Source organism: Paraburkholderia strydomiana (assembly GCF_046030495.1).
Taxonomy (GTDB): domain Bacteria; phylum Pseudomonadota; class Gammaproteobacteria; order Burkholderiales; family Burkholderiaceae; genus Paraburkholderia; species Paraburkholderia strydomiana_A.
Genome location: NZ_JAQQCJ010000013.1, coordinates 72,940 through 96,860, shown reverse-complemented (window position 1 = coordinate 96,860; position 23,921 = coordinate 72,940). Strand labels below are relative to the sequence as shown.

Below are 23,921 nucleotides of genomic sequence, written 5' to 3'. Positions count from 1 at the left end.
ATCCGCAAGGTGGCGGCGACCGATGCGCCGGTCTTCATCGCGGGCGAGTCCGGCACCGGCAAGGAGTTGACCGCCGCCGCGATCCACACGCGCTCGCCGCGCCGCAATGCGCCGTTCGTCGCCATCAATTGCGGATCGATTCCCACGCATTTGCTGCAATCGGAATTGTTCGGCTACGAGCGCGGCGCGTTCACCGGCGCGAATCAGCGGCGCATAGGGCGTGTCGAAAGCGGGCACGGCGGCACGCTGTTTCCCGATGAAATTGGCGACCTGCCGTACGAGAGCCAGGCGAGCCTGCTGCGTTTCCTGCAGGAGTGCACGATCGAGCGCCTCGGCGGCCGGGCGCCGATCGACGTCGACGTGCGCATCATCTGCGCCACGCATGTGGATATGGAGGCCGCGATCGACGCCGGCCGGTTCCGCGCGGACCTCTACCATCGTCTGTGCGTGTTGCGGCTCGACGAGCCGCCGCTGCGCACGCGCGGCAAGGACATCGAACTGCTCGCGCTGTATGCGCTCGACCGCTACCGGAATGACGCGAGCCGACGACTGTACGGCTTTTCGCCCGACGCAATTGCGGCGATGCATGGATACGAGTGGCCCGGCAACGTGCGCGAGCTGATCAACCGGGTGCGGCGCGCGATTGTGATGTCGGAGGGCCGCACGATTACCGCAGCCGATCTCGAACTCCCCACGTACGCCGTCCCGGCTCCGCTGACGCTCGCTCATGCGCGCGAAGCCGCCGAGCGGCAGGCGATCGAACTGGCGCTGCTGCGCCATCGCGGCCGCCCAGGCGACGCCGCGCGCGAACTGAGCATTTCGCGCGCGACGCTGTATCGGTTACTGGCCGCGCACGGCATGCGTGATATCGACGTGAGCGTGGCTCGGGAGGGAGATCTATCGTCAGATTGGAGATGCTAACGCATACGTGCCGGTAAGCAGGTTGATAAGTCGACCTTATCAATTCGCTTGACAACATTTTCAGCCACATTGGCACGATGCAACGGCTGAAAAAGAGAAGCGCTTCGGCGAATCTGCGCCGAACCGCTTCTAGCGCCACCTGCTTGTCGCGCATCTGCGCGGCCGGTTGCGCCGCGCGGTGAAGCAGATCGTCAGCGCCTTGAACATGGAACGCCTCGCGCCGCCGTCCGCTCATGAGCACGCGCGCCACGCTTCACATTTTCAGGTCGATGCGTCCGTAGACTCCGTTTGTTTCGTCATTCGGCCCGGCGGTGAAGAACAGTGTGTTGACCGGCTGATTGTCGAGCCCATTGCCGAACGCGATACCCCACAAGCCGTTTTGTGAGAACGCCGAGCCGTTCGGCAGATTGATCGAGCCGTGCGGCTGGCCGCTCGCGGGATCGAATGCGTTGATCGTTCCGTCGCCGAAGTTGCCGATCAGCACGTCACCGCTGAAGTGGCCGAAATTGGCCGGCGCCTGCGTGACGCCCCACGGCGCGTTCAGCGCGCCCGCCGAAGCGAAGCGCTGCATCAGATTACCCGCCGTATCGAAGACATCGACGAAACCCAGGCCGGCACCGTCGACGTTGTCGTGCGCGTCGGCATCCTGTTTCGCGTATGTCACGAAGATCTTCGCACCGATCGCCTGAATGCCGAACGGCGCGAATCCGGCGGGCAACGTCGAGTCCTGAAACTTGCCCGGCATCGCCACCTTCGCGAAGCTGCGGTCGAACACGTCGATCCTGTTGTTGTGAAAGTCGGTCGCATAAAGGAAGTTGGCGCCGCCGTTGTTCGCCAGCGCGAGTCCTTTGTAGACCGCGCTGTCATTGCCGCCGTCGAACACGACGAATGCGACGGTAGGCGCGACTGCGGGCGCCCACGCGGTGATCGTGCCGCCTTCACCCGCGAAGATGAATGCGGCGACGCCGGTTTTGCCGCCTTGCGTGACGTTGAAATCGCTGGTGCCGTTGAACACGATGCCGGTCGGATTGGCAGATCCGGCAGTTCCATTCGGAATACTGACGACAAGCGATTGCGGCGTGCCGTTGCCGTCATACAAGGTCGCCACCGACGTGGCGTTGTTGGCCACCCAGACGAAGCCCTTCGGGTTGAACGCGACGCCCCACGCGTTTTTGAGGTTGGAGTCCGTGTGCGCCGCCGCGACGGAGCCGTCGGACACCAGCATCGTCGAAACAAACGATTGCGGGGTGAGCGAATCGGAACTCCCTCCGCACGCGACAAGACTCGTCAACGCTGCGCCGCCCACGACGGCGCCCAATACCTTAAGCACGGACTTCATGGCTGCTCCTCTCTGATGACCGATGGTCATTGCGCCTATTGAACGCATTGCGTCGCGGCTTTATTCCCTGGCTCGAAGGGATTTTTGAATGGCATTGGCGAGGCGTTGGCGCAAGCAGCGCGAGTTGCGGTTGTCCGCCGATTGCATCGGCCTATCAGACTCCGCATGTGGTTCGAATGTTTGGCTCGCATGCATATTCGGGCGCCGCGTTCGGTGCGGCGAACCGGCGGCGCGGAGCTGTCTTCGCTGTCTCGAACCACTCGGCGTGCACGCGGAGAAAACGCCTTTCGTCGACGACTTCGACGCGCAATATGAACGACGCGGTCGCTGGCGGTGTGCATGGCACAGGTTGGTCAGTGCCGCCGGATTGTCGGATGAATCGCAGCATCACGCCGTTGATATCGCCTCGACGTCCACGATCGCCTGTGCAAAAAAAACTTGACGCAGCGCGCTCAGCGTTTATAGTTCACCATATGGTGAAGTCTCCAGTCAGTCAACTCGATCGTACGTTTTCCGCCCTCGTGGACCCTACGCGGCGGGCCATCCTCGCGCGTCTCGAGCGTGAGCCCGGCCTGTCGGTGACGGAAATCGCGCGTCCGCTGCCGCTCAAGCTGCCGGCGGTCATGAAGCATCTCGACGTGCTGAGCGAGGCGGGTCTGATCGCTCGCACGAAGAGCGGCCGAACCGTGTCGGTCGAACTCGTCGCCGCGCCGATGGAAGAGGTGATGGCCTGGCTGCGACGCTATGAACGTTTCTGGTCCGCGAGTCTCGACCGGCTCGCCGATTTTGTCGAAGGGGAAGAGCAATGATGGAAGAGAAGCCCAGCCTGACGATCGTGCGGCGCCTGAAGGCGCCGCCAGCGAAGGTCTACGCGGCATGGACGCGTCCCGAGTTGATGGCGCGCTGGTGGGGACCCGACGCCGGGCCGGTGCTGAGCGCCGAAGCGGATCCACGCGTGGGCGGCCGCTTTCGCGTGGTGTTTCAGACACTGGATGGCGAAACGCACGACTGCCGCGGCGAATACCAGCAGGTCGAGGCTGATCGCAAGCTCGTCTTCACGTGGCAGTGGGTCACGCTGCCCGAGCGGCGCTCTCTTGTGACGATCCAGTTTCGACCGATCGAAGCAGGCACCGAAATGACGTTCACGCACGCGCAATTCTTCGACGAAGCCGCGCGCGACGGTCACCAGGCCGGCTGGAGCGGCGCGTTCGAGAAGCTGGACAGTCTCATCACCGACCTGGAAAGCACGGTCGATAGCGATTGAATCTATCGCTCGCCAAACCCGCACGATGGCTTTTGTTGCGGACGGGCGCCCGCAAGCGTGCCGTCATGCGAAGTATTTCGTTTGCGAATTGAAGGTAGCGGAGCCTGACCTTTAGCCGGCGCGTTTTTTTGCGAAGGTTTCGGCCCGTCATGCCTTGGCGAAAACCATGGCAAATGCGGTAACAACCGGGAGTCACCATGAGCTTCATCTTTGCCCTGCTCCAAAAGGTCAGCGACCTCTTTGCGTCACCCCATCTGCCGCTGGATTCGGACTACTCGTTCGAAGCGCGTAGCCGCGAATCGAAGCGCATGCGTAAAGCACTCGCTACGTTGTTCCGCATCGAGCAGAGCGACAAGAACTAGTTGAACCGGCCCTGGCGCGGACCACCGCGTAAGGAAGCGCAGTGCAGGTGCGCAACGTCGGTCACCCCCCCACGATGTCAATGCATACCGAGGTGGAACATGAAGCTCTACTATGCTGAAACGCTCGCGCCCCGCAAGGCATGCGCGGTTGCCAAATACTTAGGGTTGCAAATCGACTATGTGTTCGTCGATCTGCGAAAGGGCGAGCAAACGCGTCCCGACTATCTCGCGATCAATCCGAACGGCAAGGTGCCGAGCCTCGTCGACGGTGAGAAAAATCTCTGGGAAGCTGATGCGATCCTCTGCCATCTCGCGCAGCGTGCGGAATCCGGACTCTGGCCGCGCAGCGCGCAGCAGCAGATCGATGTGGTGCGCTGGCTGAGCTGGAACAGCCAGCATCTCTACCGGCAGGGAGGCTCGCTTTATTTCGAGCATCTGGTCAAGCCGTGGATCGGCCTCGGCGAGCCCGAGCCGTCGACGGTCGCGCAAGCGCAGGGATTTTTCCGCCAGCACGCGAGCCTGCTCGATCAGCATCTCAAGGGCCGTAAGTGGCTGCTCGGCAACGACCTGTCGATCGCGGATTTTTCCGTTGCGGTGACGTTGCCGTACGCGAAAAGCGCTGCGATGCCAGTGGACGAATTTCCGGAGGTACAACGCTGGCACGACCAGTTGAACGCATTCGACGCATGGCGCAACCCGTTTCCCGCGCGGCCCGCGCACACTGTGACACAAGCATGACGGCCGGATCATGTGCTGCGCGATCCTCGCGCTGACGATGACCTTGCTGACCGGCTGGCGAAGCGTCTCGCGCACGCTCGACGGCCGCAGCGCACGCGTGCGCCGGACGGCGATCGTGGTCATCGCAATCGGCGCGGCGGCCGGCTCCGCGACGGCGACGGATCGGTTCGCGGTGGAGGGCCGGGCGCCGTCGCGGCTCACGCGACTCGACGGCATGCCGATTTGCGGTGGGCGTTTCATCCGGTAGCGGCAGGGGCTGCCGCGTCGCAAAAGCAGGGGTCTTGCACAGCGCGCAGTGCGAAAACCGCAAGGCTCTGTTCGAGCGCGGCTCCCGAACTCAAACACATCTCGCCGAATTGCCGTATCGTACGAACTCACGCGTCTGGTTGCGGATCGAGGGTACGTCATGGCACTTTCGTCGAAAAACGATGGACGTCGCATCGCCAGGCGCCGGTTTCTGCGCGCGGCAAGCAGCGCTGCAATCGGCTTGCCGGTTTCGCTTTCGCTGCCCCGGCCGGCAGCGGCGCAATTGCAAACTCAGCCGCAGTCCCAATTCCAATCCGAACCCGCCACGCCGCTGCCGCGCATGACGCAACGCGTGATTCCCGCCACGGGCGAACGTCTGCCGGTGGTGGGCTGTGGCACCTGGCGCACCTTCGATGTCGGCGACGACCCCGCTGCGCGCGCGCGACTCGCCGACGTGCTGCGCATCCTGTTCGAAGCAGGCGGCTCGGTAATCGACTCGTCGCCGATGTACGGCTCGTCGGAAGTCGTCGCCGGCGCGCTGCTCACGCAACTCGGCGCGCACGGCAAAGCCTTCGTCGCCACCAAAGTCTGGACCGATGGGCGCGAGGCGGGCATCGCACAGATGGAAGAATCGCTACGCCGCTTTCAGCAGCCGCGCGTCGATCTGATGCAGGTTCATAACCTGCTCGACTGGCGCACGCAACTCGCGACGCTGCGCGACTGGAAAGCGCGCGGCCGGATTCGCTATATCGGCATCACGCACTACACCTCGAGTGCATTCGGCGAAGTGGTGTCCGTGATGCGCGGCGAAAAGCCCGACTTCGTGCAGATCAACTACGCGGCCGACGACCGCACCGCCGAAGAACGCGTCCTGCCGCTCGCGGCGGAGCTGGGCATCGGCGTCGTGATCAATCAACCGTTCGGCGGCGGGGGCTTGCTCGCGCGCGTCGCCAAAACGCCGTTGCCCGCATGGGCGGCGGAAATCGGCTGCACGAGTTGGGCGCAGATTCTGCTGAAGTTCGTGCTCGCGCATCCGGCGGTAACGGTGGTGATTCCGGGCACAGGCCGTCCGCAATACATGGCCGACAATGTGCGAGCCGGTTCGGGTCCGTTGCCCGACAAGGCGATGCGGGCACGGATTGTCGCGGCGGTGAACGGCTAACGAGCGGAACACAGTGGAGCGCCGCTTCCGGCTAATCCGGCCGTGAACTCAATAGCTAGTTAAAATTAAATCCCATTCGAATGGCTATTGGCAATGGCGACGCGCCTTAGCACAATCGTGCGGCAGAGAAAAATAAAATTTCCCGTAGTAAATCTCTAAATCGCGTTTGCGGACGCGTTTAACTCCGCCGATTACCTCTTCCATTCGAAGTGCATACGAAAAGCACGTTCGCAGGAAAGATTGTGAAAGGAAGTTGACACGGGAACGTTTGCCAAACTAGGCTACGCACTGTCGTCCAAATCGATCTCGCTATGTTCACCTGCCCGCAGACGTAGGTGTGGCTTCGTTTCGCCGGTCGGTCAGGCGTCGCATGGATGTCTTGTAAAGCGATTCAGGCAGTTGATTTGAAAGCATTGTAATAAAAACGGTGTGCAATTAAAAAATCAGCCACAAGTGCTGAGGCGTCAACACGTCTATTCATTCTCACTAGCAATTCGGTGCTAGTGCGGGAGACCTTTTTCGCTGAAAAACAGAGAAACACAGCTGAAGTACTCAACGCACTTTCTTTAAGCCGATATTGTCAGTCGAGGATTAAAATGCGTATAAATTTCCGATTGCAGATACAGTGCCTGACGCTAGCCGGAATCGTGGTTCTGGCGGGCTGCGGCGGCAGTGACGGCTCGTCCGCCTTGTCGAGCAAGTCCGCGCAGACGCCGGCAGCCGCGTCCGAACCTGCGCTCACACCGCCGGCCGCGCCCCCCGTCGCGAACACATCGATCGACAAGACCGTGCCGCCAGTCGAATTGCCCGACACGGTCACGCCGGTCAACTACAAGCTGTGGTTCCGGCCGAACCCGGCGCTGTCTTCGTTCGATGGCCGCGCGGATGTGCAGATCAAGGTGCTGAAGGCGGTCAACGCGATTACGATCGCTGGTCATCGCGTCAAATTCACCAACGGCACGATCACGCTTCAGCCGGGCAACATCCAGTTGATCGCCACGCCGCAGGACGACGGCGATTTCTACCAGCTGCGTCCGGTGAGCGGCCAGATCGCCGCAGGCAACTACTCGCTGCACATGGAGTGGAGCGGCATCATCAACTTCAAGACCTATGACGACCCGGTGGCGAAAACCGGCGGCAGTTGCGGCGACGATCCCTACCCGGGATGCTCGGCGGCGGAGGGCGTGTTCCGCGTCGATTTGAAATCGACTGACGGCACCACGAGCGGCGCGATTCTCACGCAAGGCGAATCGAACCTCGCGCGTCAATGGTTCCCGGGCTGGGACGAACCGGCTTTCCGTCCCACCTACGAGGTGAGCGCGGAAGTCCCGCAGAACTGGAACGTCGTCTCGAACGCGGCCGAGAAACCGGCGGTGAACGTGGATAGCGGCTACAAGCTGGTGTCGTTCGAAAAGACGCCGCCGATGCCGTCGTATCTGCTCTTTTTCGGCGGCGGCCAGTTCGACATTCTCGAAGACGATTTCACGAGCCCGCTGCCCGACGGCAAAGGCCTGCATCTGCGCATCTTCACGCCGCCCGGCATGCGCGACTGGGCGAAGCCCGCGATGCAGCAGACCAAGCAGGCGCTCGACTACTACTACCGCTACACGGGCATCGCGCTCCCGCTCACCAAGTTCGACACGATCGCGGCCAACGACGCGTTCAAGGAGCAGAAGGACCTGAACTTCGGCGGCATGGAGAACTGGGGGGCGATTCTGGAATTCGCCGACGACATCCTGCCGGCGCCGGGCACCACGATGTCCGACTACGGCGTGACCGTGCTGACGCACGAAGCCGCGCACCAGTGGTTCGGCGATCTGGTCACGCTCGACTGGTGGGACGACGTGTGGCTCAACGAATCGTTCGCGACGTTCTTCGAGAACAAGACCAAGGTGCGCTTCTTCCCGGACCGCTTCAGCTGGGTCGACGACGTGAAGAACAAGTATGCGGTGATCAACGCCGATCTGAAGTCCACCGCGTTCCCGGTGCAGCCGAACTTCAACGGCTGGGCGTCGAACGACTTCGTGCTGAGCGCAAGCGCGTTCACGTACGACAAGGGCGGCCACGTGCTGAAGATGATCGAGAACTACCTCGGCGAGGAAACGATGCGCAAAGGCTTGCAGTCGTATCTGGCCGACTACTCGCTCGGCAACGTCACGCCGAAGCGCCTGTGGGACGAACTGGCGAAAGCGAGCGGCGAGCCGATGGTGGCGATCGGCGACAGCTTCGTGCGGCAAACCGGCGTGCCGCTGATCTCGCTCGACACGCAGTGCGATCTGACGACGAACCAGACCGTGGTTACGCTGAAACAGTCACCGTTCCCGAATCAGAACGCGTATCCGGGCACCCAGTGGACGATTCCGTTGACGCTCGCTTATGGCGACGGGCTGACCTCGCGCAAGACGGTCGCGATGAAGGACATGCAAACCCAGGTCCGTCTGAACGGCTGTTCCGCGGTGCTTGCCGATCCGAGCGGGCTCGACTACTACGTGACCAACTACAGCAACAACGCGTGGAGCCAGTTGCTCGCGCAGGGAAGCGCGCTGCAGGATCCGGTGCTGCTGGCCAGTCTGCAACTCGAAGCGAAGCTGCTGGTGACCAACGGACTGGCTGACCCGTCGCGGCAAACCAGCATCGGCTCGCTGAGTCCGGCGGTTACGCCGCTCGCGCGTCAGTTGCTGAGCACCGTGCCGACGACGCAGTCGCTGCGTCCGGCGATCCGCTATCAGGGCAAGCTCAAGCAGAAGCAGCAGACGCAGTGACATAGTGGATGGCAGTGAGGCGGCCCGCATCGCAGGATTCTGCGATGCGGGCCGTTTTTTTTCGAGGGTGGCTGCACGACCCAGGAATAAAACCGGCGCGACGCCAGTCATGCCTCATGAACCGAGTCGCAAAGGCCGCCGCGCGATCGCGCGGTGCGCCTGCGAATCCTTATCGTGAGGTCACCATGTCGTCACATTATCCAATTGATCCGGCGCGTCGCGGCGCGCTGAAATGTCTTGCGTTCGGCGGGCTGGGCACCGTGTTCATGCTGGCGGGCGGCGTGCTCACGCCGGTGGAGCTGGCGCTCGCCGCCGACGGTAAAACACCCGCGGCCGCCAAGGGCACGCCGCTCTTCCTGCAGATCAGCGACACGCATATCGGCTTCAACAAGGAAGCCAATCCGGACGTGGCGGGCACGCTGAAGCAGACCATCGAGTTCGTCAACGCAATGCCGCTCAAGCCCGCCCTGGTCATCCATACCGGCGACATCACGCATCTGTCGAAAGCGTCGGAGTTCGATCTCGCGGCGCAGCTGATGTCGGGCCTGAGCGTCACCGAGCTGCACACCGTGCCCGGCGAGCACGATGTGACGGACGGCCCCGGCACCGAATACTTCAGCCGTTTCGGCCAGGCGTCGGATAACAGGGGCTATTACAGCTTCGACCATCAGGGCGTGCATTTCGTCGGCCTCGTCAACGTGATGCACTTCAAGCCGAACGGCCTCGGCGGTCTCGGCGACGAGCAGCTCGCCTGGCTCGAAAACGATCTCAAGGGGCGCTCGTCGAGCACGCCGATCGTCGTGTTCGCACACATGCCGATGTGGACCATCTACGAGCCGTGGGGCTGGGGCACAGGCGATGCCGGCGCGGCGATGAGCTATCTGAAGCGCTTCGGCTCAGTGACGGTGCTCAACGGCCACATTCATCAGATCGTATCGAAGGTGGAAGGCAACATCACCTTCCATACCGCGCGTTCAACGGCCTATCCGCAGCCGAGCGCCGGCATCGGCGAGGGCCCCGGGCCGCTGAAAGTGGCCGGCGACCAGCTTCCCAGGATGCTCGGCGTCACCAGCATCAGCATCGCGCACCATCCGCTGAAGGCGACGCTGGCCGATGTGACGCTGGTTTGAGACTCAATTCTTCGCAAGCACGGAAATCACTCAGGAGATCAGTCATGCAAACTAATCGGCCAGGCCGCGCGCTTTCGATTCTGTTCGGCAGCGCCGCGTTGATCGTGGCATCGGCCGGGTTTTATGCGGCGCATGCCGAAACGCCCGGCGCGGTGGTCATCAAGAACTTCATGTTTTCGCCGATGGCGCTCACGGTCAAGGCCGGTTCGACCGTGACCTGGAAGAACCTGGATGGCGAGCCGCATACGGTCGTCAACGATGCCGGCATGTTCCGTTCCGCGGCGCTCGATCAGAACGACTCGTATCAGTTCAAGTTCGACAAACCCGGTGTCTACCACGTGTTTTGCGGCATTCATCCGAACATGAAGGAGACGATCACCGTGCAATGACCGCCGCGAGTAAGGGGCGGTACGTTCAGGCCGTATGCAGCTCGCTGAGGCGGCAAAGCAGAATGCCGTAGCCGGTCAGATGGCCGAGATACACGCTCGTGAAGACGCTGGAACCAGGCAGGTCTTCGATCAGATGCCGCAGCTCTTCCATGTGCAGCGGCGGCATCGGCAACGGCGGCCGTTCTTCGCGCAGGTCCGCCGCTTCGGCGAGTTGCCGGTGCGCCGCGACGAGCTTGCCGAGGCGTTCAAGGAAGGCTTCGCGCCACGGCGCATCGAGTGCCGCGAACTGATCGTGGAAGGTGTTCATGGTCTCCAGAAAGTTGACGAGCGAATCGAACACTTCCTGGTAGCACGCGAACAGCGGCAGCCGGGCTTGATTGCGGTTCAGATGCGGCGAGACCCATGCCTGCTCGATATCCGTTTTCAGCAGCTGGTGCGCCTGTTTGAGGTTGGTGCTCAGCGCGCGCAGTTTGGCGGTTACGGGTTTGATCTGCGCGCGGTCCAGTTTTCCGGCGGCCAGTTGCGCAAAAGCGTCGGTGGACTGCTCGTTGCCGTCGTTCACGAGCGTGTTGGCCCAGTAGCCGTGATCGGGCGGAAAGGCCACCTGCTGGAGGATGAAGCCGAGCAGCATGCCCAGCACCACGCCGATCAGGCTCTGTTCGAGCAAGGGAAGATGTTCGCCGGTGTAGAGCACGAGCGTCATCGGCACGGTGACGCTGGTCATCTGGAACAGCGACGGCCTCAGTCCGACAATGCCGAAGATCACCACCGGCAGCAGTAACGCGCCCAGCCAGAGGTGGGGCGCGGTCAGCCAGATCAGCAAGGTGCCCAGCGGCATGGCGACGACGTTGGACAACACGCGCTTGTAGAAATAGCTTCTGGCCGCCGAAATCGAGCTTCCCAGCGCCAGGGTGAGCATGGCCGAACCCGCGAGCGAGACGGCGGCGTCGGGATAACCGAGCAGCGAAGGGATGAAGAAGCCGATCCACAGGCCCAGCGTCAGCTTCGTGTATTTCGCCGTTTCGGACAAAGAGAAGCGCGCGAATGCGCGGCGAAACGGCGTGAGCGGCTTGTGGGTGTAGACGTTGGACATGTTGTTGGTGGACCGATGACGTTAAGCCCGATGCGGTAACAGGTGGACGTGACCTTACCACTGCTCCCGCACTATTTAGGGACTCGGAACAGTAGCAGGTACGGTCCGAGGAAACGTGGCGTTCAACGCGTTTCAAACGGCGCGCGCGCGGCGCACTACGATGGTTGGATGGCGTGGTTGTTGCGTGACGGAGACCACACAGGATGGCTGCGTGGCGGACCCTCGACAGACGCTTGCCCAGACGACAGCCCGGGATCGTCGGAGGGTCGCCCGCGCCATGCGCTCTTGTATCTTTTACCTGTTCAACGCTGCGAGCACGGCCTGTCGCAGCGGCATTTAAAGCGGCGGCGTCGTGTTGTCGACGGGGGAGGAGCGGCGTACATTCTTTCCTTGCATCGACCTTGCGACGTCGTGTGGCCGAAGTCTGATGATGGCTTGCGAGCCAGAAGTAGGACGTACTCCGGAGCAATTGCGATGGCTAAAGTTTCCGACTTGCCTCAATCCGAAGCAGAGGGCCGGGACCGCCGCTTCGACATCCGCGGCCCGCACCGGACGAATGCCTCGCCGCCCGGCTTCGGCCGTTTCACGCTCTGCGTGGCCGCTGCCGGCGCATTGGCGTGCGGCGTGCTGGCCACGGTCGCTTACGGCGTCTGGTTTAATCACGATCAGCAGGCGTATGCCGAGGCCATTGCGAGCGCGCGGCAGGCGCTTGGGATTCCCGTGTCGTCGCTCGTGGCGGCGGGAGCGGCGGGCGGACCGGTAAAATCCGTCGTGTTGCTGGAGCCGGCAGTGTCGCCGGCTGCGCCGGGCGCTGCTATGAGACACATGATGACGACTGCGCCGGCCGCATCGAGGCCGGTTACAAGCGAAGCCCTCGGGTCCGCCGCGCCTGCGCCGGCAATGACGGCGCCCGCCTCGAACTCACCCGCAACGAACACGCCGCCCGGCAGCCAGACGATCGCGAGCGAATCTTCAAGCGGTCGAACGTCTCCGGTACCGGTCGGCGAAGAGGGCAGCAAGCAGGCGGTCTGGTCGGGACAGGTCGTACGGGTGCCGCTCGAGGCTGCCGCCCCAACCGTGCTCGCCGACGCCACCCCGCGTACGCCACCCCCATCGTCACCGTCACCCCGTCCGGCCCGCCGCGTTAGCACATTCGCCGACCCCGCCGCCCAACAGTCCGCAGCGGCACGCTCAGGCAGGCAGGCGCGGACCGCGCAAGCCGAGCGCCGCGCTTCAGCGCCCGACACGACACACGAGGACAGCCTGTTCGCGCGAATCGGGCAGTTCTTTCGACGCGTGGACTACCGGCAACATGACAGCGGACGCCAGCAGCAAGACATCTACTCGCATCCCTGAGCCGCTCGGGAGCCGGCGCGCGGATCGTGAAGGCGTCCCGGCGATGCGCTTCAGACCAGGTCCCGCGACGCTCGCCGTGGCGTCGCTGCTGTGTCTGCTGATCGGCCTGCTGTATCTGGCGATGCAGATCAGGACGGTCTTTTCCGATCAGTTGAAGCAGGAGTACGCCGGGCTCGTGCTCGATGCGGCTGCCCATGCGCAAAGCGCGCTTGAACAGGCCGGCATGTGGCGGCAGACGTCGGGCGAGAGTCCCGCCGCCGCGCTGAACTACCGGCGCGCGCGCGCCGAACTCGCGCAACGCCTCACGTCGCTCGCGGCGCTGGTCAACGCGAGCCCGTCAACGGCGCCGCATATTCCGCCGGCGGCGTTCGGCGCGGACGCAAGCCTCGACGACACCGACACCTTACTAAGCAACGTATCGACCTATTGGCGCGTGCAACGCGACGCCGACAGCGCCGACGTGCGCGTGCGGATCACGCACGTCGCGCGTACGCTGATCGCGTTGGCGGCGCTGCTGTTCTGCATGCTGATCACGGCCTTGGGTATGTACGCCCGGCGCAATCGCCAGTTGGCGGGGCAGTCGCACGAGTTCGAGTACGCGTCGCTGCACGATTCGATGACCGGCCTGCCGAACCGGCGCAAACTGCTGGCCGAGCTCGACGAGGCTGCGACCCGGGGGCGCGCGGCGTCTACGGCTCACAGGCTTGCGATGCTGTACATCGATCTGGACGGCTTCAAGCAGGTCAACGATTCGCTCGGGCATCGCGCGGGCGATGATTTCCTGATCGCGGTGTCGAAATGCTTTCGCGAATCGGTGCGCAAGACCGATCTGGTCGCGCGGATCGGTGGCGACGAATTCGCGGTCCTCGTGCGCACGTTCGCGAGCGACGCGGAACTCGCCGAGATCGCCCGGCGGCTGATCGCGTGCGTGGTGCGCACCGACGAGCAGAGCGGCATCGGGGTAGTGCGCGCGAGCATCGGCATCGCGAGCTTTCCAGAACCGGTGGATGACTATCGCCGCCTCGTCGCCGCCGCCGACGACGCGATGTATCAGGTCAAGCGCAGCGGCAAGAATGGCTACGCATTCGTCGCACCGGCGGGACGGGCGGCTGCTTCGTGAGTTTGTTTCATGAGCTTTGCGGCGCAGTGGTGAGCGTTGCCTCGGAGGGCAGCTTCGCTCTGCGCTGGGCCAGTTCGTCGAGCACTTCCTGACGCCGCTCATCGGGCATGCCTTTCCATTCGCGGATTTGCGCGCGGGTGCGCAGGCAGCCGACGCAGAACCCCGAACTGCCGTCGATTCTGCAAATGTCGACGCACGGTGACTGGATTGTCATGTTCAGATCTTCACTTCCGGTGGATCGATGTCGATGGTCAGGCATGAACGCCCATCGGATCGTTATATCAATGCGTGATAGAAAGCGCGAGTCGCGGCGGCCCTGGCCGGCCGCAGCGTGATCGAGGTTGCCCATGGGCGACAGCCTCGACGCGCGTTCCAGATACCGCGAGGGCGACGAGTATATCCAATCCGCAAGTGAGGTGAACGCACGCGGCGTTTTGTTTCGTGTTAAAAAAACGTAGCCCGCCGATACGGCACGAGACGCATCGGCGGGCTACGTTATTCCGGATTCATCCGCAGCGGAAGGGGCAATGTCCAGATATTCGTCGATGCGCGCCGTCGGGCGCATAAGCCGGGCCGTGGGGCTTGTTACTGTCGCGACGGCGGCGTTGGCAGCCTGTGCGCCGTTGTCGCCGGACGCGAGTCACGGCCTCGCCCAGCCGCAAAGCGCCGCTCAGTTCTCAGCCCAAAGCACCGCACAAGCCACGGCGCCGCAAGCGGCACGTTCCGCCGACGGCCCATTGCCCGTCCCGCCCAACCTGATCCCGTTGGCGCGGCCCGCGGGCCAGAAGCGCCTGACGTCCACGCCATACGGCCAGTCGTACTGGCCGCTCTCGCAGTACTTCGAGACACAGCGCAGCGAAAGCTGGTGTTCGGTCGCGGCCTCGGTCATGGTGCTCAACGCGTTGGCGGTTCGTCGTCCGGAGTCGAGCCTGTATCCGGACTTCCCGTTTTTTTCGCAGCAGGATTTCTTTCGCGGCATCGATCCCCAGGTGGCCGACCCCGCGCGGGTATCGAAAGAGGGCATGACGCTCGATCAACTCAGCGCGGTGCTACGCACGTTCCCGCTCGACGTCACGACGTGGCACGCGAGCGACATGACGCTCGATCAGTTCCGCGAGCGGATTCGTGACACCACGGTTCGTCAGGATCGTTTTGCGCTGCTGAACTTCCGGCGCGTGGAGATCGGCGAGAAGGGTGGCGGGCACTGGTCGCCGCTTGCCGCTTACGACGCCGCGAGCGATAGCGCGCTGCTGCTCGATGTCGCGCGGTACAAGTATCCGGCCGTTTGGGTGCCGGTCGCGCAACTGTACGCGGGCGCGCTGGCGGTCGACAATGTGAGCGGCCTGTCGCGGGGACTGGTGATCGTCAGCGGGGGCGCGCACTGAGGCGCACGCTGCGTCCTCGATACGAAGAACGAAAAGCGCGCCGCAGCGCGCATTGCTTGCCGAATCCGTCGCACCCGCTATTCCTGACGAAGTATCACGCGCTGCGCGTCATCTCCCCGGCGACGTTCGCAAAACTTTCCTCCACGCGAGCCCTGCGCGGGCCGGTAGTGACAGCAGCGCCACTTGCCGCGCGTCCCCGAACGGCTGTCTTGCGAACACGCGCATCGCGCAGCGCCGGCCTTGCATCGACGAGTTGCGCATACAGCGCCAGATAGTTCGCAGTCGACGCATCCCAGCCAGATTCGCGGTTCATCGCATTACGCTGCAACGCGTGCCACGACGACGGCTGCCCGAACGCCGTCAACGCACGTCCGAGCGCATGCGCCACGTACTCCGGCGTCTCGCCGTCGAACAGAAAGCCGGTTGCGCGATCCTCGTCACGGCCGTCTTGCGGCGCGTAATCGACGATCGTATCGGCGAGTCCGCCCACGCGCGACGCCACCGGAATCGTGCCGTAGCGCATCGCATAGAGTTGCGTCAGCCCGCACGGCTCGAAGCGGCTGCCGTGCAGCAGGATATCCGCGCCCGCATGCAGCATGTGGGCGCGCCGCTCGTCGTAGCCGATCTGCACGCCGAGGCGTCCCGGCCACGCGGCAGACAAGGCCTGCACCGCCTGTTCGAGATCGCGCTCGCCCTGGCCGAGAATCGCGAATTGCAGCCGCGCATGCCGTTCGAGCAAGGCCGGCAACGCGCGCACGACCACATCGGCGAGCTTCTGGTCGGTGAGCCGGCTGCCGATGGCGACGAGCGGTGCGAACGGCTCGCGCGTGAGGCCGAATGCCTGCTGCAGTTCGCGCTTGCAGGCCTGCTTGCCGGCGGTGTCGTCGACACCATAGCGGCGTGCGATGGTCGCGTCGGTGGCCGGATTCCAGTTCGCCGTATCGATGCCGTTGACGATGCCCGACAGCTTGCCGGCTTGCGCCTGCAGCACGCCTTCCATGCCGTACCCGAAGCGCGGCGTCAGAATCTCGCGGGCGTAGCGCTGGCTCACGGTCGTCACGCGATCCGCATGCACGATGCCGGCTTTCATCATGCTCAGCGAGCCGTAGAACTCGATGCTGCGCTCATCGGACAGGGCCGGCGCGAGCAGTTCGGGCGGTATGCCGATCCAGCCACCCATCGCGAGTGGATGGTTGCCCTGGAACGCGAGGTTGTGAATCGTGAAGACGCTTTTTGCGGCCACGCCGGCAAGCCGCATATAGAGCGGCGTGAGTCCCGCATGCCAATCGTGCGCGTGCACGATGTCGGGGCGCTTCACGTGGCGCACGCCGCGCGCCACTCGCGTCGCGGCGGCCGCGAGCGAGGCGAAGCGCGTGAGGTTGTCGAGGTAGTCGCGGCCTTGCGGATCGCGGTACAGGCCTTCGCGGGCGAACAGGTGATCCATCTGCAGGAGCAGGACCGGCACGGCGGTGTCGGGCATCCGGCCGCGCAGGAGTTTCGCGTCGCCGCCGGGCAGGCCGGTCATGCGCGCGATGGGCGTGACATCGAGCGCGCGTTCGAGCGCGGCGGGATACGCGGGCATCAGGATCGAGACGTCGGCGCCGGCATCGCGCAACGCGGCGGCGTAGGCGCTGACCATATCGCCGAGGCCGCCGGATTTGGCGAGCGGCAAGGCTTCCGAAGCGACGAGAAGAACGTTGAGCGACAAGTTGGCCCCCGGAGATGGGATTTTTGCACTTGCACAGTGCGAGGCGGTTCGCAAGCGCGAAGCATCAGCAAGGGGTGTGCCTGTCGTTTTACGTTTTTGAAGCGTGCCGGAGCCGGTTTGTGTTGCAGTGCGCAGCGACTGGGAAAGGCGCGGTTTGCATCAACGCGCATGTCGTACGCTGGGCGTTTTTTTCATTCATGTGTAGATTTGACTTTGGTGCACGGGCGCTCCGTTTGCGCGCGGGACGCTCACATGAATGTGCGGGACATAAAACAGTGAAGGGGTTGCCGCTGACGCGGGCAACCCCTTCGAGCACTCAGACTGAACGAAGCCGGTACGCGCTCAGTGCACCGATGCGTGCGTCTGTTCGACCGGCCGCGGCTGGGTCACCGCGCTCACCACCACGAACACGACCACGTTCACGGCCAGCGCAAGGAAGCCGATGTTGACGTCCTTCAGCGTGTCGGGGAGGAACGGCAGCAACTGGCCGACGCTCCAGTGCAGCGTGGTCGTCAGCGTGACCACCGCCACGCCGGCCAGGATCCCGCAGAACGCGCCCTGTTTGGTCGCGCGGTTATGCGGGAACAGGCTGCAGATCACCGCGGGGAAAAGCTGGGTGACGAAGCTATAGCCCATCAGCAGCAACGCGACGATGGTCTCGCCGCCGTTCAGCGTGAAGCCGACCGCGACCAGCGCCACCAGCGGCACGAGGAAGCGCGCGAGCAACGCGACCGAGGCGTCCGATGCGTTGCGGTTCACCATGCCGCGATAGACGTCGTTGGCGAGCAGCGTCGATGCCGAAGTCAGGATCATCGAGCCCGGCACCAGCGCGGTCAGAATGCCGGCCGCGCCGATCACGCCGACGAACCACGGGTCGAAGGTCTGCAACGACAGGCGGAACAGCGACAGGTCGATGTCGCCGCCTTTGAGGCCCGGCACCCGCAGCGTCGCCGCGAAGCCGACGAAGAACACGAACAGCAGGATCAGCTGATACAGCGGCAGCACCATCGCGTTGCGGCGGAAGATGCGTTCGTCCTTCGCGGTGAAGATCGAGCCGAACGTGTGCGGCCACATGAAGAAGCCGAGCGCCGTCAGCAGCACGGTCGACTGGAACCACGTCACGCTCGAGCCGCGCGCCGGGAAGGCGAGGAAGCCGGGGCGGGCGGCGTCGATCGCGCGGAACATGTCGCCCAGACCGCCGTAGTAGTGCAGCGGCAGGTAGATGCCGAGGAACAGCACGATCGCGAGGATCAGCAGGTCCTTCACGACCGAGTTCCACGCGGAGCCGCGCACGCCCGAGACGATCACGTAGGCGGTCACGACCGCGGCGCCGATCCACACGGCCGCCGTCGACGAAATCGCGCCATACGACGCCGTCGCGACGATGATGCCGAGCCCCTTCAGTTGCAGCACGAGGTACGGAATCAGCGCGGCCACGCCCACGAGTGCGACCAGCGTGCCGAGTGCGGGGCTCTCGTATTTGCGCGTGAAGAAGTGCGGTTGCGACACGAGGCGGTGCTTCTTCGCGTAACGCCAGATCGGCGGCAGCATCCAGTACGAGAGGATGTACGCGAGCGTGCCGTACGCAAGAATGTAGTAGACCGGTGCACCCTTGCCGTACGCGAAGCCGCTGCCGCCGAGGAAGGTGAAGGTCGTGTAGATCTCGCCCGCCATCAGCAGGAACACGAAGGCGGTGCCGAAGCTGCGGCCGCCCACGCTCCACTGTTCGAGGTTCATGTCGTGGCCGCGCCGCGCGCGTACGCCGAGATAGAGGGCGAACAGCGTGACGGCCGCGATGATGACGAGTGCGCTCATGAGCGTACCTCCTCGGCCTCGGCCACGAAGTTGCGGTTGGCCGGGTCCAGACGGTAGACGAGCGCCATCAGGATCGAGCTCAGCACCACCCACATGACGATCCAGGCCAGCACGAAGGGCATGCCGAGCACCAGCGGCTCGACGCGATTCACAAACGGGACGCCGAGCAGGATGCCGATGAACGGCAACGCGGCGAGTACACGAAGCAACATGGGGGCAACTCCTCGAACCGGTTGAGTACGTCTCGTTGAAAGTGCGGCTTCGCTGAGGACTGTATGCCGGATACTTTGGTTACGTAAAGGTGGTCAAAAAAGTGTAGGCTTTCTGAAAGTTGCGGATGCACCTTTCGGCCGGCGCTTGTTGCGCTGCAAGGCGCTGCGCAGACGGCGGCGCGCCGCGCGATACCTCGTGTTGTGAGGCTTTTTGCGGCCGGGCTGGCGCGCCGCGATATGATTCTCGCCACGCAGTGCGAGCATGGTCCGGATCGCGCATGACGCTCCGGCTTCATCAACATGACGCGGCGCTCCGGGTGCGCGGGCAGAACGTCCGGCCACCGGGAGCTGCCGCCCGACACGGGTCGCATATGGTCGCCAGTCTGATCTCGGACATTCTGTTTGGCTTTACCGGGCTGATCAGCATCATTAATCCGATCGGCATTGCTTTCGTGTTCCTCGACCGGACCGCGGCGCTGACCACCGAAGAGCGCACCGCGCTCGCGCGGAAAATCGCCATCAACGTGGTGTGCGTGCTGCTGGTGGCGTTCTTCATCGGCACGCCGATCCTGCATTTCTTCGGCATCTCGATGGAGGCGTTGCGCATCGGCGGCGGGCTCGCCGTGGCGGTCGGCGGCTGGCAGATGCTCAACGCACCGGACACGCAACCGGCCGAGCCGTCGGCCGTCAAGCGCGTCGATGCGGACAACGCGATGTCGAAGGCGTTCTTCCCGCTCACCATTCCGCTGACTACCGGGCCAGGCTCGATCGCCACCGCGGTCGCGCTGACCGCGAACCGCACGCACAAGCTGTCGGAGTTCGTGCTGTCCAGCATCGCGTCGGTGGTGATCTCGTTCGCGGTGGCCGCTACCGTTTATCTGATCTACAGCCGTGCGGTGATTTTTGCGAAGTATCTCGGCGTCGAAGGAACCAAGGTCGCGATGCGTGTATCTTCGTTTTTGCTGCTGTGCATCGGCGTGCAGATTATGCTGACTGGCTTCTCCGAATTCCTGATTCCGATTGCGACCTTGCAGCCGGTGGGCAAGTAGTGTGGAGCGGGTGATGGGGTGTGCCGGGGAGGTGGGTTGTGGCTGAGAGCAAGTGTCTTGCATGGGACCAGGGCAAGCGCTAAAGGGCTAACTCTGATCTGGTCGATAGCAATGTCTTGCATGGGACCAGAGTAAGCGCTGAAGCGCTAACTCTGGTCGACCGCAAGTGTCTTGCATGGGACCCGAGTAAGCGCTGAAGCGCTAACTCTGGTCGACAAAGGAGAGCATTCATGTGTCGCTGGCTCGCTTATACCGGCAATCCGCTTCAACTCGAAACGGTGCTGTTCAACGCCAAACATTCGCTCATCGACCAGAGCCTGCATTCCCGGCTCGGCCACACCACCACGAATGGCGACGGCTTCGGAATCGGCTGGTACGGGCATCCCACCGACATCCCGTTTCGCTACCGCTGCATCCAGCCCGCATGGAGCGACCGCAATCTGCGCGAAGCCGCCCGGGCGATTCGGGCGCCGATGTTCGTCGCGCACATTCGCGCGGCGACCGATACGCCGTCCCAGGAAACCAACTGTCATCCGTTCCGTCATGGCCGCTGGTTATTCGCGCACAACGGTCTGGTGCGCAACTATCCGGCGGTGCGCCGCGATCTGATGGTCGCGATCGACGCCGACCTGTTTCCGTCCATCGAAGGATCGACCGATTCCGAAGTGCTGTTCTTTCTCGCGCTGAGCTTCGGCCTGGAGTTGGCGCCCGTCACCGCGCTGGAACGGATGGTCGCGTTCGTCGAGGCGACCGGCCAGAAGCACGGCGTCGATGAACCGCTGAACATGACGGTGTGCGCGACCGACGGGGAGCAGGTCGTCGCCGTGCGCTATTCGAGCGAAGGGCAATCGCGGTCGCTATTTCACAGCACGTCGTTTCGTCACCTGCTGGAACTCTATCCCGACGATCCGCGCATCAAGGCGGCCGGCGAGAATGCGTTCCTGGTGTTGTCGGAGCCGCTCGCGGACTTGCCCGGCTGGTGGCAGGAGATTCCCGAAAGCACGGCGGTGGTCGCGCGCGGCGGCGAGATCGAGCACTATCCGTTCAAGCCGCAACTGGCCTGAGCGGCGTAGCGGGGATGGCGTTCACAACCATACAAACCACTGTGCGCGAGGGCGCCGATGGCCCGCAACGAGGAGCGCGTGCGTTGCATCGCAGCGCCGCGATCCCTCATGCAGGATTGCGTGGACCGACCTCGAGACGACCATGACACCTCAGATAGAAGCGTTCTACGATGTCACCACCGGCACCTTCACGTACGTGGTCCACGCGGGCGACGGTTCGGCCTGCGCGGTGATCGATCCGGTGCTCGACTATGACCCGAAGTCCGGCCGCACGTCGACGGCTTGCGCCGAACGTGTCGTCGCGTTCGTGCGGGAGCATGGCTTGCGCGTGGTGTGGCTGCTGGAAACGCATGCGCATGCCGATCACCTGTCGGCAGCGCCTTATCTGAAGGAGACGCTGGGCGGCCGGATTGCGATCGGCGCGAGCATTCGCATCGTGCAGGGCGTGTTCAGGCGCATCTTCAATCTCGGCGAGGATCTGCCGACCGATGGCCGTCAGTTCGATCATCTGTTCTCTGCCGGCGAGCGCTTCAGCATCGGCGAACTGAGCGGCGAAGCGCTGCACGTGCCGGGCCATACGCCCGCTGACATGGCGTACCGGATCGGCGATGTGGTGTTCGTCGGCGATACGCTGTTCATGCCGGACCTCGGCTCGGCGCGCTGCGATTTTCCGGGCGGCGATGCGCATACGCTGTACGAGTCCGTGCGCAAGCTGCTGACGTTGCCGCCGGACACACGGCTGTGCATGTGCCACGATTACCCGCCGCCGTCGCGCGAGCCGCGCTGGCAAACCACCGTGGCCGAGCAGCGCCGCGACAACATCCATCTGAACGACGCGGTGAGCGCGGCCGAATTCGTCGCGATGCGCACCGCGCGCGATCGCACGCTCGGCATGCCGACACTGATCCTGCCGGCGATCCAGGTCAACATTCGCGCGGGCGCGTTGCCGGCGCCGGAAGACAACGGCGTGCGCTATCTGAAGATTCCGTTGAACGCGTTCTGAGGCGGCGGTGAAGGCGCGCGGCTCAGCGCGTCAGCAGCATCGAGCTCAGCACCGAGAACACGATCGACGGCAATTCGGCGAGACGGCTCACCACCACGTTGCGCGGATAGAAGTCCTCGACCGCGTCGGTCAGCACGCCGACGCCGACCAGTTCGATGCCGCGCTTGCCGATCGCCGCCACGCGTTCGCGCAGATCGCGGCGCAACACCCGCGGGTCGCCATCGCCGGTCGATGGATAGCCGTCGGAAAACACCATCAGGATGCGCCGCGCGGCGTGATGATCGGCGAGCCGCGTCGCGGCCCACGCGAGCGCTTCACCGTCGGGGTTTTCGTGACCGCAGTCGATCGCGGTGATCCCGCTCAGATCCGTCGCGCCAAAACGTTTGTACACCTTCAGATCGAGCCGCTCGACAAAGCGGTTATAGCGCCGCAGATCCGCGCCGGCAGCAAGCTGACGCTCGTAGAGCGCGCGCATCGGCGCGGATTCGAGCGAACAATAGCCGAGCACTTCGCAATCGAACGACAACTGCGTGAGCGCGTCGCATAGCGCGCTCGCGCACAGGCGCGCGAGTTCGATCTTGCGCCCGGCCATCGAACCGCTGCGGTCGATCAGCAGCGTCACCGCGACGTCGCGCCCCTTGGCCGCGCGCTGCGTGCGAAACGGCGTGCGGTAGCCGGGCGAGGTCGCGAGCCTGGCCAGCGCGGTGCGGTCGATTTCGCCGCGCTCCTGCTCGCGGCGCCAGCGGATGCGCTCGTCGGCGCTCAGCGCGCGTTCGAGTTTCTCCTTCAGCGGCGCGGTGTCCGCGCGGGCTTGCGCGCGCAGCGCGCGCCACGCGGCGCTGTCGCCCTGGCCCGTGAGGTCGGCGATCACATCGAATTCGGTCGCGAGCGGGATCGACAGCGTGGCTGGCGAGGCATGCGTGGCCGCCGTGCCCGCTGCGCCGTCGGCGTGGCTGGACGGCTCTTGCGCGTCGGCGAGCGATTGCCCCATGCCGGTCGCGTCATCGGCCTGCACGCCGCCGCTTCGCTCGGCGGGCGGCGCGGCCGCGTTGTCGTGATCGGGCAGGACGGTGTCGTCGTCGAAGGATGAGGGCGCGGCCTCGGCCTGGGCCGTTTCCGTATCGATGTCCTCGACCGGATCGGCGGTGAACATCATGCTGTTCACGTCGCCTGCCGACAAGGCCCGTACGCGAGCCACCAGGGCTTGCGCCGTCGCGATGCTCCGCGCGGTCGAGCCGCTCGCGCGCGCCTCCTGCAGCAGATCCTGCGCGGCATGCAGCGCGGCCAGCAGCGAATGGCTCGCTTCGGTGCGGCTCGGCGGTTCGTCCCACAGCGCGCGCTCGATCAGCCACACGAGCCGCTCGCGCCAATGCAATTGCGGCCAGCGTTGCGCGACCCGCCCGGCGGCATGTGCGCGTAGCTTGCCGATGAACCAGTGCGCGCCAGGATATTCGTCGAGCAGTTGGCCGCACACGCGACGGTCTTCGATCACCTGGGCGAGATTCGACACGACCCCCGCGGGCAATGCGTCGAGCTGCGCGAGCGACGCATGCTTCGCGCGCGCCACCAGCAGATCCAGATAGCCGATCAGCACGTCGCGTTCGACGCCGCCGTTCAGCTCATAGTCTGGAATCACGATGCGGCCGGGTTCGACGCGCGGCCCATCGGGGCTGAACACGACCGTCACGCCGTATTGCCCGGTGAGCACGCGGGCCACCTTGCCGAGCGTCGATTCGAACGCGAAGCCGCGCGTGTCGCGTGGGGCGCCTGGCAGGTGCGTTCTCGCGTTCATGCGTGCGCTCC

General features: G+C 64.2%; 22 protein-coding genes and 1 pseudogene. 16 read left to right on the top strand and 7 right to left on the bottom strand.

Annotated elements, in window-relative coordinates; genetic code table 11:
• A pseudogene (locus PQQ53_RS18680) lies at nucleotides 1-921 on the top strand (sigma-54 interaction domain-containing protein); the annotation flags it as partial.
• A gap of 253 nt (nucleotides 922-1,174) precedes the next feature.
• On the opposite strand, the gene PQQ53_RS18675 reads toward PQQ53_RS18680, so the two are convergent.
• Nucleotides 1,175-2,260, bottom strand: a complete 1,086-nt coding sequence (locus tag PQQ53_RS18675; RefSeq protein WP_408325228.1) for a TIGR03118 family protein — start codon at nucleotides 2,258-2,260, stop codon at nucleotides 1,175-1,177.
• Between the two features lie 473 nt (nucleotides 2,261-2,733).
• Here PQQ53_RS18675 and PQQ53_RS18670 point away from each other — a divergent pair, with 473 nt between their 5' ends.
• The 9 genes from PQQ53_RS18670 (at nucleotide 2,734) to PQQ53_RS18630 (ending at nucleotide 10,313) form a co-directional block, all read left to right on the top strand.
• The gene (locus PQQ53_RS18670; RefSeq protein ID WP_408150121.1) at nucleotides 2,734-3,069 is read left to right on the top strand and encodes an ArsR/SmtB family transcription factor; all 336 of its coding nucleotides are present in this window, start codon (nucleotides 2,734-2,736) and stop codon (nucleotides 3,067-3,069) included.
• Nucleotides 3,069-3,524 carry an SRPBCC family protein gene (locus PQQ53_RS18665; RefSeq protein ID WP_408325334.1) on the top strand — a complete coding sequence of 152 codons (456 nt, stop codon included), beginning with the start codon at nucleotides 3,069-3,071 and terminating at the stop codon, nucleotides 3,522-3,524. Before PQQ53_RS18670 ends, PQQ53_RS18665 begins: the two co-directional genes overlap by 1 nt.
• Before the next feature lie 197 nt (nucleotides 3,525-3,721).
• The gene (locus PQQ53_RS18660) at nucleotides 3,722-3,886 is read left to right on the top strand and encodes a hypothetical protein (protein WP_408148188.1); all 165 of its coding nucleotides are present in this window, start codon (nucleotides 3,722-3,724) and stop codon (nucleotides 3,884-3,886) included.
• 99 nt (nucleotides 3,887-3,985) lie between these two features.
• The gene (locus tag PQQ53_RS18655) at nucleotides 3,986-4,624 is read left to right on the top strand and encodes a glutathione S-transferase family protein (RefSeq protein ID WP_408148186.1); all 639 of its coding nucleotides are present in this window, start codon (nucleotides 3,986-3,988) and stop codon (nucleotides 4,622-4,624) included.
• A gap of 37 nt (nucleotides 4,625-4,661) precedes the next feature.
• Nucleotides 4,662-4,871, top strand: coding sequence for a hypothetical protein (locus tag PQQ53_RS18650; RefSeq protein ID WP_408325227.1), 210 nt, complete (start codon nucleotides 4,662-4,664; stop codon nucleotides 4,869-4,871).
• Between the two features lie 159 nt (nucleotides 4,872-5,030).
• A complete protein-coding gene (locus tag PQQ53_RS18645; RefSeq protein WP_408148182.1) occupies nucleotides 5,031-6,032 on the top strand; it encodes an aldo/keto reductase in 1,002 nt (333 codons plus the stop codon).
• A gap of 596 nt (nucleotides 6,033-6,628) precedes the next feature.
• On the top strand, nucleotides 6,629-8,794 hold the full coding sequence (locus PQQ53_RS18640) for a M1 family metallopeptidase (protein ID WP_408325225.1): 2,166 nt from the start codon (nucleotides 6,629-6,631) through the stop codon (nucleotides 8,792-8,794).
• A gap of 185 nt (nucleotides 8,795-8,979) precedes the next feature.
• Nucleotides 8,980-9,924 carry a metallophosphoesterase family protein gene (locus tag PQQ53_RS18635; protein ID WP_408325224.1) on the top strand — a complete coding sequence of 315 codons (945 nt, stop codon included), beginning with the start codon at nucleotides 8,980-8,982 and terminating at the stop codon, nucleotides 9,922-9,924.
• 44 nt (nucleotides 9,925-9,968) lie between these two features.
• Complete coding sequence (locus tag PQQ53_RS18630; RefSeq protein ID WP_408153282.1) at nucleotides 9,969-10,313, top strand: cupredoxin domain-containing protein; 345 nt, start codon at nucleotides 9,969-9,971, stop codon at nucleotides 10,311-10,313.
• Between the two features lie 25 nt (nucleotides 10,314-10,338).
• Here the strand turns inward: PQQ53_RS18630 and PQQ53_RS18625 are convergent, their stop codons facing one another.
• On the bottom strand, nucleotides 10,339-11,406 hold the full coding sequence (locus tag PQQ53_RS18625; RefSeq protein WP_408325222.1) for an aromatic acid exporter family protein: 1,068 nt from the start codon (nucleotides 11,404-11,406) through the stop codon (nucleotides 10,339-10,341).
• A gap of 474 nt (nucleotides 11,407-11,880) precedes the next feature.
• On the opposite strand from PQQ53_RS18625, the gene PQQ53_RS18620 reads away from it, so the two are divergent.
• Together PQQ53_RS18620 and PQQ53_RS18615 are read left to right on the top strand one after the other, a co-directional pair.
• The gene (locus PQQ53_RS18620; protein WP_408325220.1) at nucleotides 11,881-12,762 is read left to right on the top strand and encodes a hypothetical protein; all 882 of its coding nucleotides are present in this window, start codon (nucleotides 11,881-11,883) and stop codon (nucleotides 12,760-12,762) included.
• Nucleotides 12,719-13,882 carry a diguanylate cyclase domain-containing protein gene (locus PQQ53_RS18615; RefSeq protein ID WP_408148171.1) on the top strand — a complete coding sequence of 388 codons (1,164 nt, stop codon included), beginning with the start codon at nucleotides 12,719-12,721 and terminating at the stop codon, nucleotides 13,880-13,882. Before PQQ53_RS18620 ends, PQQ53_RS18615 begins: the two co-directional genes overlap by 44 nt.
• Nucleotides 13,883-13,889: 7 nt before the next feature.
• Here PQQ53_RS18615 and PQQ53_RS18610 read toward each other — a convergent pair whose 3' ends face one another.
• Nucleotides 13,890-14,231 (bottom strand): DUF1289 domain-containing protein, encoded by a 342-nt coding sequence (locus PQQ53_RS18610; protein ID WP_408325218.1) that lies wholly within the window; start codon nucleotides 14,229-14,231, stop codon nucleotides 13,890-13,892.
• A 226-nt stretch (nucleotides 14,232-14,457) separates the two neighbouring features.
• Between PQQ53_RS18610 and PQQ53_RS18605 the strand changes: the two genes are divergently transcribed.
• Nucleotides 14,458-15,267 carry a phytochelatin synthase family protein gene (locus PQQ53_RS18605; RefSeq protein WP_408325216.1) on the top strand — a complete coding sequence of 270 codons (810 nt, stop codon included), beginning with the start codon at nucleotides 14,458-14,460 and terminating at the stop codon, nucleotides 15,265-15,267.
• Between the two features lie 94 nt (nucleotides 15,268-15,361).
• Here PQQ53_RS18605 and glgA read toward each other — a convergent pair whose 3' ends face one another.
• From glgA to PQQ53_RS18590, 3 genes are all read right to left on the bottom strand, one after another.
• Nucleotides 15,362-16,975 (bottom strand): glycogen synthase GlgA, encoded by a 1,614-nt coding sequence (gene glgA / locus PQQ53_RS18600; RefSeq protein WP_408325215.1) that lies wholly within the window; start codon nucleotides 16,973-16,975, stop codon nucleotides 15,362-15,364.
• Nucleotides 16,976-17,317: 342 nt separating this feature from the next.
• Entirely contained in the window at nucleotides 17,318-18,790 is a 1,473-nt protein-coding gene (locus PQQ53_RS18595) for a sodium:solute symporter family protein (RefSeq protein ID WP_408148163.1), read from the bottom strand.
• Entirely contained in the window at nucleotides 18,787-19,002 is a 216-nt protein-coding gene (locus tag PQQ53_RS18590) for a DUF3311 domain-containing protein (RefSeq protein ID WP_408148161.1), read from the bottom strand. Before PQQ53_RS18590 ends, PQQ53_RS18595 begins: the two co-directional genes overlap by 4 nt.
• A gap of 371 nt (nucleotides 19,003-19,373) precedes the next feature.
• Here PQQ53_RS18590 and PQQ53_RS18585 point away from each other — a divergent pair, with 371 nt between their 5' ends.
• The 3 genes from PQQ53_RS18585 (at nucleotide 19,374) to PQQ53_RS18575 (ending at nucleotide 22,118) form a co-directional block, all read left to right on the top strand.
• Nucleotides 19,374-20,051 (top strand): MarC family protein, encoded by a 678-nt coding sequence (locus PQQ53_RS18585; RefSeq protein ID WP_408148159.1) that lies wholly within the window; start codon nucleotides 19,374-19,376, stop codon nucleotides 20,049-20,051.
• 230 nt (nucleotides 20,052-20,281) lie between these two features.
• The gene (locus tag PQQ53_RS18580) at nucleotides 20,282-21,115 is read left to right on the top strand and encodes a class II glutamine amidotransferase (RefSeq protein ID WP_408148157.1); all 834 of its coding nucleotides are present in this window, start codon (nucleotides 20,282-20,284) and stop codon (nucleotides 21,113-21,115) included.
• Nucleotides 21,116-21,257: 142 nt separating this feature from the next.
• Entirely contained in the window at nucleotides 21,258-22,118 is an 861-nt protein-coding gene (locus PQQ53_RS18575) for an MBL fold metallo-hydrolase (protein WP_408325213.1), read from the top strand.
• A 22-nt stretch (nucleotides 22,119-22,140) separates the two neighbouring features.
• Here PQQ53_RS18575 and PQQ53_RS18570 read toward each other — a convergent pair whose 3' ends face one another.
• The gene (locus tag PQQ53_RS18570; RefSeq protein ID WP_408325211.1) at nucleotides 22,141-23,910 is read right to left on the bottom strand and encodes a cobaltochelatase CobT-related protein; all 1,770 of its coding nucleotides are present in this window, start codon (nucleotides 23,908-23,910) and stop codon (nucleotides 22,141-22,143) included.
• Between the last annotated feature and the right edge of the window lie 11 nt (nucleotides 23,911-23,921).

Bases quoted from the DNA above. Each gene is read 5' to 3' on its own strand.
- PQQ53_RS18630 (WP_408153282.1), top strand. From the start codon at position 9,969: ATGCAAACTAATCGGCCAGGCCGCGCGCTTTCGATTCTGTTCGGCAGC.
- PQQ53_RS18590 (WP_408148161.1), bottom strand. From the start codon at position 19,002: ATGTTGCTTCGTGTACTCGCCGCGTTGCCGTTCATCGGCATCCTGCTC.
- PQQ53_RS18610 (WP_408325218.1), bottom strand. From the start codon at position 14,231: ATGGGCAACCTCGATCACGCTGCGGCCGGCCAGGGCCGCCGCGACTCG.
- PQQ53_RS18670 (WP_408150121.1), top strand. From the start codon at position 2,734: ATGGTGAAGTCTCCAGTCAGTCAACTCGATCGTACGTTTTCCGCCCTC.
- PQQ53_RS18640 (WP_408325225.1), top strand. From the start codon at position 6,629: ATGCGTATAAATTTCCGATTGCAGATACAGTGCCTGACGCTAGCCGGA.
- PQQ53_RS18635 (WP_408325224.1), top strand. From the start codon at position 8,980: ATGTCGTCACATTATCCAATTGATCCGGCGCGTCGCGGCGCGCTGAAA.
- PQQ53_RS18620 (WP_408325220.1), top strand. From the start codon at position 11,881: ATGGCTAAAGTTTCCGACTTGCCTCAATCCGAAGCAGAGGGCCGGGAC.
- PQQ53_RS18650 (WP_408325227.1), top strand. From the start codon at position 4,662: ATGACCTTGCTGACCGGCTGGCGAAGCGTCTCGCGCACGCTCGACGGC.
- PQQ53_RS18595 (WP_408148163.1), bottom strand. From the start codon at position 18,790: ATGAGCGCACTCGTCATCATCGCGGCCGTCACGCTGTTCGCCCTCTAT.
- PQQ53_RS18660 (WP_408148188.1), top strand. From the start codon at position 3,722: ATGAGCTTCATCTTTGCCCTGCTCCAAAAGGTCAGCGACCTCTTTGCG.
- PQQ53_RS18615 (WP_408148171.1), top strand. From the start codon at position 12,719: ATGACAGCGGACGCCAGCAGCAAGACATCTACTCGCATCCCTGAGCCG.
- PQQ53_RS18575 (WP_408325213.1), top strand. From the start codon at position 21,258: ATGACACCTCAGATAGAAGCGTTCTACGATGTCACCACCGGCACCTTC.
- PQQ53_RS18675 (WP_408325228.1), bottom strand. From the start codon at position 2,260: ATGAAGTCCGTGCTTAAGGTATTGGGCGCCGTCGTGGGCGGCGCAGCG.
- PQQ53_RS18655 (WP_408148186.1), top strand. From the start codon at position 3,986: ATGAAGCTCTACTATGCTGAAACGCTCGCGCCCCGCAAGGCATGCGCG.
- PQQ53_RS18585 (WP_408148159.1), top strand. From the start codon at position 19,374: ATGGTCGCCAGTCTGATCTCGGACATTCTGTTTGGCTTTACCGGGCTG.
- PQQ53_RS18580 (WP_408148157.1), top strand. From the start codon at position 20,282: ATGTGTCGCTGGCTCGCTTATACCGGCAATCCGCTTCAACTCGAAACG.
- PQQ53_RS18625 (WP_408325222.1), bottom strand. From the start codon at position 11,406: ATGTCCAACGTCTACACCCACAAGCCGCTCACGCCGTTTCGCCGCGCA.
- PQQ53_RS18570 (WP_408325211.1), bottom strand. From the start codon at position 23,910: ATGAACGCGAGAACGCACCTGCCAGGCGCCCCACGCGACACGCGCGGC.
- PQQ53_RS18645 (WP_408148182.1), top strand. From the start codon at position 5,031: ATGGCACTTTCGTCGAAAAACGATGGACGTCGCATCGCCAGGCGCCGG.
- PQQ53_RS18665 (WP_408325334.1), top strand. From the start codon at position 3,069: ATGGAAGAGAAGCCCAGCCTGACGATCGTGCGGCGCCTGAAGGCGCCG.